General features: G+C 68.3%; 9 protein-coding genes. 1 reads left to right on the forward strand and 8 read right to left on the reverse strand.

The genetic code is table 11. The annotated features are described in order from the left end of the window. Window positions 1-58 precede the first annotated feature (58 nt). On the reverse strand, window positions 59-1,510 hold the full coding sequence (locus ILP86_RS00270) for a catalase (RefSeq protein ID WP_113680087.1): 1,452 nt from the start codon (window positions 1,508-1,510) through the stop codon (window positions 59-61). Between the two features lie 67 nt (window positions 1,511-1,577). Continuing rightward, window positions 1,578-2,000 (reverse strand): Fur family transcriptional regulator, encoded by a 423-nt coding sequence (locus tag ILP86_RS00275; RefSeq protein WP_058632292.1) that lies wholly within the window; start codon window positions 1,998-2,000, stop codon window positions 1,578-1,580. Between the two features lie 200 nt (window positions 2,001-2,200). Between ILP86_RS00275 and ILP86_RS00280 the strand changes: the two genes are divergently transcribed. Then, entirely contained in the window at window positions 2,201-5,755 is a 3,555-nt protein-coding gene (locus tag ILP86_RS00280) for a GEVED domain-containing protein (RefSeq protein ID WP_193761119.1), read from the forward strand. Between the two features lie 24 nt (window positions 5,756-5,779). Here the strand turns inward: ILP86_RS00280 and ILP86_RS00285 are convergent, their stop codons facing one another. Genes ILP86_RS00285 through ILP86_RS00310 form a run of 6 tightly spaced genes read right to left on the reverse strand, consistent with a single transcriptional unit; the run spans window position 5,780 to window position 12,849 of the window. Continuing rightward, window positions 5,780-6,745, reverse strand: coding sequence for a squalene cyclase (locus tag ILP86_RS00285; RefSeq protein ID WP_113680089.1), 966 nt, complete (start codon window positions 6,743-6,745; stop codon window positions 5,780-5,782). Window positions 6,746-6,789: 44 nt separating this feature from the next. After that, on the reverse strand, window positions 6,790-8,826 hold the full coding sequence (locus tag ILP86_RS00290) for a hypothetical protein (RefSeq protein WP_193761120.1): 2,037 nt from the start codon (window positions 8,824-8,826) through the stop codon (window positions 6,790-6,792). Between the two features lie 4 nt (window positions 8,827-8,830). Then, window positions 8,831-9,814: a glycoside hydrolase family 130 protein gene (locus ILP86_RS00295; protein ID WP_193761121.1), complete on the reverse strand. Its 984-nt coding sequence runs from the start codon at window positions 9,812-9,814 to the stop codon at window positions 8,831-8,833. Between the two features lie 29 nt (window positions 9,815-9,843). After that, the gene (locus ILP86_RS00300) at window positions 9,844-10,686 is read right to left on the reverse strand and encodes a carbohydrate ABC transporter permease (RefSeq protein ID WP_113681482.1); all 843 of its coding nucleotides are present in this window, start codon (window positions 10,684-10,686) and stop codon (window positions 9,844-9,846) included. Beyond that, window positions 10,683-11,579, reverse strand: a complete 897-nt coding sequence (locus ILP86_RS00305) for a carbohydrate ABC transporter permease (RefSeq protein ID WP_113681483.1) — start codon at window positions 11,577-11,579, stop codon at window positions 10,683-10,685. The genes ILP86_RS00300 and ILP86_RS00305 overlap by 4 nt, the downstream gene beginning before the upstream one ends. Before the next feature lie 4 nt (window positions 11,580-11,583). Then, window positions 11,584-12,849 (reverse strand): extracellular solute-binding protein, encoded by a 1,266-nt coding sequence (locus tag ILP86_RS00310; protein ID WP_113681484.1) that lies wholly within the window; start codon window positions 12,847-12,849, stop codon window positions 11,584-11,586. Between the last annotated feature and the right edge of the window lie 61 nt (window positions 12,850-12,910).

Here is a 12,910-nt window from a genome sequence, read left to right on the forward strand (position 1 = left end):
ACGGCCCCCGGGGACCGAAGTCCCCGGGGGCCGTTTCTCGTTCCGGCGATCGCGAGGATCAGACCCGATCGCGCAGGGCGGCACCGAGCTCGGCGTCGACGTTCGTCCAGTACTGGAAGAAGCGCTCGCGGATGGCGTCGACCGTGATCGAACGCCCCTGACCGGTCAGGGTCTCCAGGAAGCGCGCGCGCTGCTCACCGTCGAACACGTCGCGGTAGAGCGTGCCCGGCTGGCCGAAGTCGTCGTCCTCGGCGTGCAGGGTCGCGGCGGAGCGCTGGATCTCGCCGTCGGCTTCCCAGTTCACCTCGATGCCCTTCGACGGGTCGGCCTCCGGTCCGCCTGCCGCTCCGTAGGAGTTCGGCTGGTAGGTGCGGTGCGCGGCATCGTTGAACTGGTAGCGCATCGAGCCCTCGTGCTGGTAGTTGCGCGCCTCGCTCGCGTGCGGCTGGTTCACCGGCAGCTGGTTGTAGTTCGGGCCGATGCGGTGACGCTGGGCATCCGGGTAGGCGAAGATGCGCCCCATCAGCATCTTGTCCGGGGAGATGCCGGTGCCGGGCACCTGGTTCGATGGCGAGAAGGCGGCCTGCTCGATCTGCGCGAAGAAGTTCTCCGGGTTGCGGTTCAGGGTCAGGGTGCCGACCTTGATGCGCGGGTAGTCCTTCTTGGAGATGGTCTTGGTGAGGTCGAACGGGTTGAACCGGTAGTCCTTGGCCTCGTCGTACGGCATGATCTGCACGTAGAGGTCCCACTTCGGGAACTCGCCGTCGGCGATCGAGCGGAACAGGTCGCGACGGTAGTGGTCGGCGTCCGACCCGGCGAGCTGCTCGGCCTCTTCGTTGCTCATCGCCTCGACGCCCTGCTGCGAGATGAAGTGGTACTTCACCCAGAAGACCTCGCCCGCGGCGTTGATCCACGAGTAGGTGTGCGAGCCGTAGCCGTTCATGTGGCGCCAGCTGAGGGGGAGACCGCGGTCTCCCATGAGATACGTGACCTGGTGAGCGCTCTCCGGCGACAGGGTCCAGAAGTCCCACTGCATGTCGGGGTCGCGCAGGCCCGAGTCGGCCAGTCGCTTCTGCGAGTGGATGAAGTCCGGAAACTTGATCGCGTCGCGCAGGAAGAACGTCGGAGTGTTGTTGCCGACGATGTCGAGGTTGCCCTCCTCGGAGTACATGCGGAGCGAGAAGCCGCGCACATCGCGCCAGGTGTCGGGCGAACCCTGCTCGCCGGCGACCGAGGAGAAGCGGATCAGGGTCTCGCTCGTCGCTCCCGGCTGGAAGACGGCTGCCCGCGTGTAGGCGGACACGTCTTCGGTGACGACGAACTCGCCGAACGCGCCGCCTCCCTTCGCGTGCGGGTTGCGCTCCGGCACCCGCTCGCGGTTGAAGGCCGCGATCTTCTCGACCAGGTAGTGGTCGTGCAGGACGGTGGGGCCGTCGGCACCGACGGTGAGCGAATGCGTGTCGCTCGCGATCGGGGCTCCGGCCTGCGTGGTGGTGGCAGGTTTCGTCATGGTGTTCTCCTTCTCCGCGTGGGCGCGACGATCACCCCCATCCGGGGACGGGCGATCGGCGGCCCTGCTACTGCGCGGCGTTCTGGCAACTGGGGCACAGGCCCCAGAAGGTGACTTCGGCTGTCTGGACGGTGAATCCCCCCGTCGAGGACGGGGTGAGACACGGAGCTTCACCGACGACGCAGTCCACATCGCCGATCGCACCGCAGGAGGTGCAGACGACGTGGTGGTGGTTGTCATCGATGCGCCGCTCGTAGAGCGCTGCGGAACCTGCCGGTTCGATCCGGCGGATGAGACCCGCCGTCGTCAGGTCCGCGAGGATGTTGTGCACCGACTGGATCGACGTGGTCGGCAGCACTTCGGACACGGCGCGGTAGACCCGCTCCGCATCCGTATGGGCCATGGAGTCGAGAGCCTCGAGAACGGCGACGCGGCCCGCGGTCGCCCGAAGCCCAGCGCCGCGAAGCGCCGAGTCGAGTTCTGTCTCCATCCCCCGAGGCTACCTTGTTTTTTGAATAACTCAAAAGAAAGAATTCCGGCATGCCGCGTCCGGCTGCGGGGAGAACCGGAGATCTAACCCAGGTGAGGTCCCCAAAAAGACCTGGGATTCCGGCGAGCCCTCCGTTACTCTGGGCAAAATCACAGCTTGGGCGGCGTGGTGGTCGCGCGAGCGAAGCCGAGGGAGCCTCGATGCCGTCTCAGACCAGCCAGCCCGGTGTCCTGTCCTCTGCGCGAGAAAAGCAGCGCAGATCGTTTCTGGCTCGTCTTCCTGTCTCCCGTGCGCGTCGCAAGCCTTTCGCCGTCGTCGCACTGCTGACTCTCGTGCTGGCAGGGCTCGTCGTCCCTGCGACGACGGCGAGCGCCGCCCCCGGTGACGCCGCACAGCTGTACCTGGGCCCGTCCTACGAGGGCCCGATCGTCGGATCGGACAAAGACCTGACCGCGCCGACCGAGTGTCCGTCGAACTCCGTCCTCACCGGGGTGCAGACCGAGAACCGTCAGCAGACCTCTCCGGTCAGCCCCAATGCGAACTCGATCCTGGTGCGCTTCGCTCTTCAGTGCTCGACGATCACGGTGAGCAATGCCGGCGTCGTCACGGGCACCGTGAACCCCACCTGGATCAACGGACCGGTCTACGACCAGAGCCGTGGAAACCTGCAGACCGGCACCTGCCCGGCCAACACGTTCGTGCACCGCATCACGGGCACGACCTATGTCGGCGACAACGGGGCGCGCTGGCCGTCGTCGGTGCAGATCACCTGCCGACCGATGATCCTCACTGGGGCCGGGGAGCTCCGCGTCGACCTCGCCGCCACCCCGACGGTCCTGACCATCGGGCAGGACTTCAACACCAACGGCGGACTCCAGACACCGACCCCGCGCTGCGGCCCCGGAGACACGACCGGCACCAGCGACATCCTGGTCCGCGGCTACCGCGCGCAGAGCGGCGGGGAGGGCATCGACGGGTTCAACCCCTCGTGCGCCACGGTCCCCGACGACTTCGGCGACGCGCCAGCCAGCTACGGTTCCGTCTCCCATGAGCTGAACGCCGCGACCTACCTCGGCTGGTCGGCCGATGCCGAGACCGCGATGCAGTACAGCGCGAACGCCACCGGCGACAACCAGGTGGGCGGCACGGCCCCGAACCAGTTCATCAACGACGAGAACGGCGTCTCCACGTTCGGCCCCATCACGGCAGGCATCACCGGCAGCTACTCGGTCTCGGTGCTGGTCGCGAACAAGGCGCCCGGCACGACCGCCACTCTCGTCGGCTGGGTCGACTTCAACCGGAACGGCGTCTTCGACGCGAACGAAGGGGTCTCGGCGCCCGTGCCGGCGGGAACCCCGGACGGCTCGTCCGTGACGCTCACCTGGCCGGGGATCATCTCCCAGACGGTCGCGGGCCCCACTTTCGCCCGGTTCCGGATCGCCAACGGCACCGGCTTGACCACGTCTACGCCCACGGGTACCGGAGGCCCCGGTGAGGTGGAGGACTATGCCCTCACCATCGCTGCGGCGAACCCCGGAATCTCGCTGTTCAAGTCCGCGTCGCCGTCCGGTCCGGATGACTTCACGGTCGGACAGGTCATCGACTACACGTTCGTGGTCACGAACACGGGCGATGTGCCCCTCACCGACATCAGCGTCGACGAGACCGCCTTCACCGGCTCCGGCACTATGTCGACCCCGGTCTGCCCGACGACGCCTCTGGCGCCTGGGGCACAGGCGACCTGTACTGCGAGCTATACGCTCACACAGGCCGACATCGACAGCGGTTCCCTCTCCAACACCGCGACCGCGACGGGCGTCCCGCCGGGCATCCTCGTGCCCCCGGTCTCCCCACCCTCGACCGTGAACGTGCCGGCGACATCCACGGCCGCGCTCACCCTCGTGAAGAGCGCTGACACCGCAGAGATCACCGCAGCGGGGCAGGCCATCGCCTACTCGTTCCAGGTGGCCAACTCCGGCAACGTGACGCTCACGAACGTCACCGTGGATGAGACGGCGTTCTCCGGCACCGGAACGCCCCCGGTGATCACCTGCCCGGCGGGAGCCGCCTCGATGATCCCTGGCGCGCAGATCACGTGCACGGCGACCTATACGACGACCGTCGCCGACTACAACTCCGACTCCCTCGACAACACGGCCACCGCGACCGGCACCCCGCCCTCGGGCACGCCGCCGGTGTCGCCGCCGTCGAGCGTCGAGATCCCCGTCGCCTCGGCACCGGGGCTGACCGTGGCGAAGACGGCCGATCGCACGCAGCTCACGGCGGCGGGCGAGACGATCAACTATTCGTTCCTGGTGACGAACACCGGCAACGTCACGCTCACGGGCGTGACGGTGAACGAGACGGCGTTCTCCGGGACGGGGACGCCTCCGGTGGTCACGTGTCCCGCCGGCGCGGCGTCGCTCGCGGCAGGGGCGACCGTGACCTGCACGGCGTCGTACGTCGTGACACAGGCCGACATCGACTCGGGCGGCGTGACGAACACGGCGACGACCACCGGTACCCCGCCTACGGGTGAGCCTCCGGTGTCGCCGCCGTCGACCGTCGTCGTCCCCCCTAACCCCGTGCCCGGCATCAGCGTCGTCAAGTCGGCGAGCCCGAACACCCCTGACGCCTATCAGGTGGGACAGGAGATCACCTACTCGTTCGTCGTGACCAACACCGGCAACGTCACTCTCACCAACGTGACCGTGAACGAGGAGGACTTCTCCGGTTCGGGAACGCTGTCTCCTATCCAATGCCCGGCAGGCGCGGCTTCCCTCGCTCCGAGCGTTCAGATCGTCTGCACCGCCACGTACGTGCTGACCCAGGCGGATGTGAATGCGGGGCAGGTCACGAACAGCGCGACGGCGACAGGGGTTCCGCCCGGTGGTCTCGTTCCTCCGGTCTCGCCGCCTTCTGAGACCGAAGTCCCCATCGTCCCGGCTCCTGCGATCAGCATCGTGAAGTCGGCGACTCCTGCGACGATGACGGCCGTGGGCCAGACGCTCGCGTACTCGTTCGTGGTGACCAACACCGGAAACGTCACCCTCACCGACGTGACGGTCGACGAGACGGCGTTCTCCGGCTCCGGTTCACTGTCCGCGATCGTGTGCCCGGCGGAGGCTGCGAGCATGCTGCCCGGTCAGATCGTCACGTGCACGGCGGAGTATCAGACGACGCAGGCCGACGTGGACTCGGGGCTCCTGACGAACACCGCCATCGCCACGGGCACCCCGCCGTCGGGGCAGCCACCGGTCTCGCCGCCTTCGACGGTCGAGGTCCCGTTCGACGGGACCAACTCGCTCGCCCTCGAGAAGCGAGCGAACCCGGTCGACGTCAACGGCAACGGTGTCATAGACCCCGGCGACCGTATCGAGTGGACGATCATCGTCACGAACACCGGCGCGCAGACCATCGACGACATCGTCGTCAGCGACCCCACGGCTGGTCCGGTCACCTGTCCCGCCACGAGCCTCGGCTCGGGAGCGCAGATGACCTGCACGGTGCCTCCACACACCGTCACCACCGCCGACGTCGGCCGCGGCCAGGTGCGCAACGTCGCCACCGCGACGGGTGTCCCGCCCGGCGGCGGAACGATCGTGCCGCCGCCGTCGGAGACGACCACGCGGGTGTTCCCGCCGCCGCCGCCCACGCTGGCGGTCACGGGAGGCACTCTCTCGGCCGCTCTCATGGTCGGGGGACTGATGCTCTTCCTCGGGGCCGCTCTCCTGCGACGTCGGCGCACGACGTGACGTCGGCTCGTCGGTGCGGACGGTTCAGCGGCCGTCTGCACCGTCGAGCACGCGCGTGCCGATGAGGGTGAGCCATCGCGACGGCGCTCCCTCCTCGGCATCGACCGGGAACCAGGTGCGCCCGGGGAGCGCAGCGCCCTGCAGCCAGGTGCCGTCGTCCTGACGTGACCGCCTCACGAGATCGAGCGCATCGGTGATCCGCGGATCGGACGCGCCTCCCTCGTGCAAGCGGGCGTCGCGGAAGTGGTCGAGTGCGGTCAGCGCGCTGTACTGGTGCCGACTCGGGTAGACGAAGTGCGAGACGAACGGGCCCACGAGCTTGCCCGTCGACTCGCGGTACAGCAGTCGGCGGCGCAGCAGGTACTCCTCGCCCCGGTGCCTCGCCTCGCGCAGGGAATCGTCGCCGGTGAGACGTTCATACGACAGCATGCCGCGCAACGCATTGAGGGTCGAGTGGAACGAGGAGCGCACGGAATCGCCCTCCTCCGCCTCGCAGTTCCATCCGCCGTCGTCGAGCTGGTGCGCCGGGAACCAGCGGGCGAGTTCGGAGACATCGACTCCCAACCAGGCGCCGTTCGCCAGCGTGAAGGCGTTGATGCACACGTCGACCTCACCGCCCCAGAACGGCAGATCCTCGTACTCCCATCGGCAGTTGCGCGCAAGGCGCTCGGCGGTGTCTCCGAGCGCCGCGGCCTCGACGCCCCATTCCCGAAGCTGATTCAACGACCAGCTCGTGGCCGTCCAGGGCTGTATCGGCTGACGCGCCTCCTCGGTCTCGAAGTAGCCGCCGGGGAAGTGCGCTCCGCCGGCCCACTGCCCGTCGGCGTCCTGATGCGCGAGCAGTGCCGCACCCAGTCCCTCGGTCGCCACGCGTCGCCGGGTCGCCTGCCACACCCGTTCCGGTTCTCCCAGGAGGTCGCGTTCCACCTGCCAGCGGAGCGCCGGATCGGAATCGAGCAGCCAGTCCTTGGTCCGAGCCGTGATCGCCATGGGGGCACGCTACCCGTCGACCTGCGCCCCCCGGAAGGGGGGGTCTAGCTGCGCGTGACAGTGAACCCGGCTCCGCGGACGCGCACCCTTCCCCCACCGACAGCCTGCCCGCGCTGCGCGCCATCGGCCTCGTAGGCGCGTCCCGACCCCGCAGCCAGGGGAGCGACGCGCTGGTCCCGCCCCGTTCCGTCAGCGTAGAGCACGGCGGTCCCGCTCGTGGTCGCGTACACGGCGGAAGCGACGGCAGGCTGGACCACGAGCGCGTCAAGACGCACGTCTCCGCGGCTCGTGCAGCGCACGGTCACGGCCTCGCCCGGCAGATCTCCTCCCAGTCGCTCAGGCACGAGCATCCCGTCGGCCTCGGTCAACCCTCGCTCTCCCGTGCCGCCGGCGGGCGTGGTGGAGCGCCACAGCCGCTTCCGGCCACGGAACACCTCCCACACCGCGTCGCCGACCTCGGCGGACTGCCGCCAGATCAGGCCGTGCAGGATCCCGCCCGCCTCGGTCACGTCGAACTCGACCCACTCGCCGCGAGGGATGCGCACGTATGCGCCGCCGGAGAGGTTGCCTTCACCGATCCAGGCGCCGCCCTCCGGCCGCTCGACCGTTGAGCCGGGGGAGAGTCGTGCGGTCTCCGCCTCCAGCACCCGCAACCCCGAGAACGACCGCAGTCCGGTGATCGATGTCGCGAGGTCGGCCGCATCCCGGTTCGCGTCGAGCAGCTGCATCGTCAGCAGCCCGTGGATCGTCGACTCGGCACCCGAGTTGCGGTTCACCCGCCCGTCGGTCTCGACGCCATCGAAGGTGACCCCGGTCGCTGTGTCGTACACCGGAACGCCTGCCGTGTTCGCGCCGAAGAACCATCCGGCGGCGAGTCCTGCGAGCACGCGGAGTCCTTCCCCTCCGACCGCGGACGCCTGGAGCGCGCCGGCCACGCGACCGTGCGCGCCGTAGGCGATCTGCGCCTCGGCCGGAAGCGGTGCCCACGCATTGTGCGGCCCGCCCGATGCGAGCACCTGCGGGGTGAAGCGTCCGGCATCGGACAGCGCGGCCTCCGACCAGGCTCGTCGACGCAGCAGCGCCCCTCCTCGGGCCAGAGCCTCGGGGGCCGCGGCGCCCCACGCGTGCCAGAACCCGAGCGATCCGGTCCACGGCAGAACGGCGCCGAACGGCCAGCCCTGCGAAGGGTCGCTCGCCATCGCCGCGACACCGTCGCCGTAGGTCTGCAACGCAGCGCGACTGCGTGAGTCACCGGCCTCGGTCGCGGCGACCAGACCGAGCATGGCCTCGGCCGTGGCATCCGCTCCTCCGGCGATCAGCCACCCCGGCAGCCGGCGTCCGTCGCTGTGCACCCACTGCCCGGCGCGCGAGAGCGACTCCTGCCCGAGCGCGTCGAGGCACAGGTGCAGGCGGGCGAGGAGGAATGCTGCGAACTCCGGATCGTCGCGACGGAAGGCCGCGTAGCCCTCGCCGAAGGCCCAGACCGAACGGGCGAGCCAGTACGACTCCGCCGAGTCGGAGGGGTCGGGCAGTTCGACAGGGACGGCGCTGGGGGTCAGGGTGCCGTCCTCCTGCTGCCACAGCACCACACGCCCGGCATTCGGACCGGAGGCGGTCTGCAGGAAGGCGAGTGAGCGGAGCACGTCGCGGGCCTCGTCACGGCTCTGCGCGTCGCCCGCTGCCTTCCATTCGCGCAGGAACACGATGGCCGCGCGGGCGATGTCGTCGGCGTTGTACGCGCCCTGCGACCAGTGTCCCGTCACCGCATCCCGTGTGCCACCGCCGACCGGGCGATAGCCGCCTGCGCCGTCGGTGTCGGCGTAGGTCCAGGGCGCGCGGACCGCCGGTTGCGTCTCGATTCCGAACGTGGTGTGGGTCGCGCTCGCGACGACGGGAACATCGGCGAGGAGGAATCGCAGGTGGGCGAGGTTCGTCAGCCGTGGTCGACGCGCAGTCTCGGACGTCAGCACTGCCGTGCCGGTCGCAGTGTTCGTCGCGCCCCTGGCGGCGTCGACGGGGAGGAGGGCGAGCGCGGAGGCCGCCGCCGTGAACGTCAGGAAGGTGCGTCGAGAGGCATCCATGTCCTCACGCCTCTCCGCCGTCGCGCAGCGCGCGACCCCACGACTCGGCCGGATCGTGGATCGCGACCGCCAGAGTCGTGTCGGACTGCCCGTAGTACGCGAACCACTTTCCGTGGAACTTCACGAGCCCCTCCACGAAGGTCACGTTCGAGACGAGCCCGTGCATGTCCTCGAAGGTCTGCGGGCGCAGCCACGGTTCCTGCAGGCGGGCGATGACCTTCGTCGGCTCGTCCGGGTCGATGGCGATCTGCCCGCAGCGGTAGTCGACGTCGACGGTGCCGTCGTCGTGCACCACACGGGTGGCACCGTTGGTGAGGAACAGCAGCAGGCCGTTGTCGGTGACCACAGGGGAGGTGCCGATCTCGACGAGCGCCTCGTCCCAGGTGCCGGGCGTCGGCGAGTACATCGGCTCGGTGTCGGCGGTGCCGGGAGTCCAGTGGATCAGGTCGTCGCTGGTCGCCCAGTAGATCGCGCCCTCGCCGAAGTACATCCACCACTTGCCGTGCATCCGCTGCGGAACGATGACCCCGGCCTTGGACCAGTTGAAGCCGCGCGGGTCCATGGTCTTGAAGGTGTCGAAGTCGTCGAAGAGCGGGCCGTGCTTGGTCCAGGTGCGCAGGTCGGTCGAGGTCGCCAGGCACAGCTGTGCGCTCCGGCGGTCCCAGCCCGTGTAGGTGAGGTAGTACGTGCCGTCGATCAGCGCGATGCGCGGGTCTTCGCACCCGTAGGTCTCGTAGTCCTCGGAGGGGGAGAGGATCGGCGCATCCTCTCGGGTGAACGTCACCCCGTCCGTCGAGCGGGCGATACCGATGTGGGAGACGATGTCGTCGGCGTGCGTCCGGTAGAGCAGCACGACCTCGTCGCCGTCGACGATGGCCGCCGGGTTGTAGAGGTTGGCCGACTCCCAGCTGTCGCCGCGCGGACGCAGGATCGGGTTGCCCTCATAGGGCGTGAACGGACCGAGGGGGAAGGAGGCTCCGGAGAACATGGGGGCCCTTTCTTGCTGGGGGATGGAGGCTAGCCTTTGACGGCCGCGCCGAGATCAGTGGCCTTGAAGAAGCGCTGGAAGACGACGAACAGGATGACGACGGGGAACGCGAGCGCCGTGGCGCCGGCGAGGATCGCACCGTTCGGGTTGGCCGTGGACTGCGCCACGTTGGAGATGTAGTTCGCCAGTGACACGGCCAGCGGCTGCAGGCTCGCATCCTTCGTGATGAGGAATGGCCAGAGGAACTCGTTCCAGGGGCCGATGAAGGTGACCAGCACGACCGTGACCAGCACGGGGCGGATGAGCGGGATCGCGACGGATGTCAGCAGACGGATCTCGCCCGCACCGTCGATCCGCGCCGCTTCGAAGATCTCCACCGGCAGCGCCTTGAAGAACTGCACGAAGATGAACACCGCCGTGGTGTTGATCAGGAACGGCAGGATCATGCCCATGTACGAGTCGCCGAGGCCGTAATTGCGCGTGATCTGCACGTAGAGCGGGATCATCAGCAGCTGGAACGGCACCATCTGCACGAGCAGCATCAGCACCCAGATCACGCCGCGCCCACGGAAGTCGAGACGGGCGATCGCGTAGCCGGCGAGCAGGCCGAACACGACGGTCCCCAGCAGCACGCCGGCTGTGAAGATCAGCGAGTTCAGCAGCGAGCCGACCAGGTCGATGCGCGAGTCGATCGCGACGAAGTTGTCGACCGTCCACCCGCTCGTCGGGAACAGCTCGCTGGGGGAGTTCGTCGGACTCTCCTGGAACGCCCCCACGATCATGAAGTAGAACGGGAAGGCGAAGCCGATGGCCGCGATCGTGAGCAGGATGATGCTCAGGATGCGGGGGGCTGAACGCGTGCGTTTCATCATCGCTCCCTGGTCGCTCGGTTGGCCGCCAGCGAGAGCATGCCGACGAGGATCACGAGGATCATGCCGATGGCCGCTGCGGTGTCGGGGTTCTGCTGCTGGATGCCCAGCTGATAGATCAACAGCACCGGGGTGGTCGATGCGCCGTCAGGGCCGCCCCCGTTGGTGAGCAGATACGGCTCGGTGAAGAGGTTGGCTCCGGTGATGATCGACAGGATCAGCACGAGGGTCGTGGCGCTGCGCACCCCGGGGATCGTGACGTGTCGGAAGCGCGAGAGCACCCCGGCGCCATCGGTCTCCGCCGACTCGTACAGCTCCTTCGGCACGTTCTGCAGCGCCGCCAGATACAGCAGGATGTAGAACCCGAGCTGCTTCCAGGTCACGTAGAACGCGATCATCGGCATCGCGAGTCCGCTGTTGACGAGCCACGACGGGTCGGGGGCGAGCGGGCCGAGGATCGTGTTGATCAGCCCGTTGCCCGAGAACAGCAGCATCCACACGCCCACCAGCGAGACGCTCGCCGTGAGATACGGCACATAGAACGCGACTCGGTACGCCGCGACCCACCGGATGCCGGTGTTCAGGGCCGCGGCGAGCACCAGGGCGAGCACGGCCGTGAGGGGCACGTTGATGACCAGGAAGATCAGGGTGTTGCGGAACGAGCCGAGCACTCGCGGGTCGGTGAGCACCGTGACGAAGTTGTCGAAGCCCACGAACGGGCGGTCGACCTCGGTGCCGGGAGCGGTGAAGAAGTAGTCGTGGAAGGCGATGTAGACCGCGAACGCGAGGGGGTAGGCGAAGATCGCGATCACGAACACGAAGTACGGCAGCGCGAACAGTCCACCGATCGGTTGCGCACCCAGCCATCGGGTGCGCAACCTCTTCTTGTCGGTCACGGCGTCACTCGGCGACGAGCGCGTCGATCTTCTTCGCCGCGTTCCCGAGGAAGTCGTCGATCGACTCCTTGTCGAAGATCACGGCCGAGGAGTACTCGTCGCGGAATGCCTGCCACGCCTCGACGGAGTTCGGGATGCTGGGCACGTCGGCGGTCTTCTCTGCCTGCTCGGCGAACGCCACGTAGTTCGGGTTCGCGGCGAAGTAGTCGCCGTAGGTGTCGGTGAGGCCGGTGCGCATCGGCATCTGCCCCGTGGCCTCGAGCAGCTGGCCGTCGCTGTCCTCGCTGGTGGAGAACTTCAGGAACTCCCACGCCGTGCCCTGGTTCTTGCACGCCGTGAACATCGACACGCTCTTCGAGTCGGCGAACGTCGTGGGGGCCTCGCGGCCGTCGCTGGTCGGCACCGGCATGAAGCCGACGTCGACCGTGTCGGCGTAGGAGGGGATCGCCCAGGGGCCGGCGAGCTGCATGGCGGTGGTGCCGGCCGACATTGCGTCATCGGTCGAGGCCTCGTTCGGCGACAGCTTCTCGTCGTAGAAGGTCTTCCAGAACTCGGAGACGGTGCGCCCGGCATCCGAGTCGAAGGTGGACTTGCCGTCTTCGACGAGCATCGTGCCGTCGGTCTCGGCCAGGTACAGCGGATAGAAGTCGAACCACGGCTGGTAGAACTCACTCGTCGGTGCCGGCCAGATCGCACTCTGCACGCCCGAGGCGACGATCGCGCGCGACCCCTCGAGGAACGCGTCGTACGTGTTCATCTGCGGTTCTTCGGGGTCGATCCCCGCGGCCTGGAAGAGCGCCTTGTTGTACATGACCATCACGGGGTTCGACTTCCACGGGAGCTGGTAGAAGCTGCCATCGCTCGCGTAGGCGTCGACCTCTCCGCCGCGCTCGGTGATGTAGTCGCTGCCGCCGTCGATCTTGCTGAGGTCGACGAGTCCGCCCTGCTTGACCCAGCCCGAGACCGCGGCCGGCGCCACGTTGTAGACGAGGCAGGGAGCCGTGCCCGCGGTGATCGCGGCGGTGATCGCCTCTTCCGACGACGAGCCGGCGGGGATCTCCTGCGCCTTGACCTTCTCGTCGGGGTGCTCGGCGTTCCATGCCTCGACCACTGCGGTGCCCCAGGCGAGTTCCTGTTCGTTGTTGGAGAGCCAGATGCTGATGGGCCCGGTGCCGTCGGCGGATCCTTCGCCGCCGCCCCCTCCGGCCGAGCATCCGGTGGCGATGAGAGCGGTGGCGCCGATCAGGGCGATTGCGCGGAGCTTCTTCATGGTGTCCTCCTTGACACTGCGGGTGATGACGCTGCGGGTGGTGATGCTGTGGTGATGCGGA

It is taken from the genome of Microbacterium sp. R1 (assembly GCF_015159725.1).
Lineage (GTDB): Bacteria > Actinomycetota > Actinomycetes > Actinomycetales > Microbacteriaceae > Microbacterium > Microbacterium oxydans.

Excerpts from the sequence above, each read along its gene's own strand:
- ILP86_RS00290 (WP_193761120.1), bottom strand. The coding sequence starts at position 8,826 with ATGGATGCCTCTCGACGCACCTTCCTGACGTTCACGGCGGCGGCCTCC.
- ILP86_RS00275 (WP_058632292.1), bottom strand. The coding sequence starts at position 2,000 with ATGGAGACAGAACTCGACTCGGCGCTTCGCGGCGCTGGGCTTCGGGCG.
- ILP86_RS00300 (WP_113681482.1), bottom strand. The coding sequence starts at position 10,686 with ATGATGAAACGCACGCGTTCAGCCCCCCGCATCCTGAGCATCATCCTG.
- ILP86_RS00310 (WP_113681484.1), bottom strand. The coding sequence starts at position 12,849 with ATGAAGAAGCTCCGCGCAATCGCCCTGATCGGCGCCACCGCTCTCATC.
- ILP86_RS00285 (WP_113680089.1), bottom strand. The coding sequence starts at position 6,745 with ATGGCGATCACGGCTCGGACCAAGGACTGGCTGCTCGATTCCGATCCG.
- ILP86_RS00270 (WP_113680087.1), bottom strand. The coding sequence starts at position 1,510 with ATGACGAAACCTGCCACCACCACGCAGGCCGGAGCCCCGATCGCGAGC.
- ILP86_RS00295 (WP_193761121.1), bottom strand. The coding sequence starts at position 9,814 with ATGTTCTCCGGAGCCTCCTTCCCCCTCGGTCCGTTCACGCCCTATGAG.
- ILP86_RS00280 (WP_193761119.1), top strand. The coding sequence starts at position 2,201 with ATGCCGTCTCAGACCAGCCAGCCCGGTGTCCTGTCCTCTGCGCGAGAA.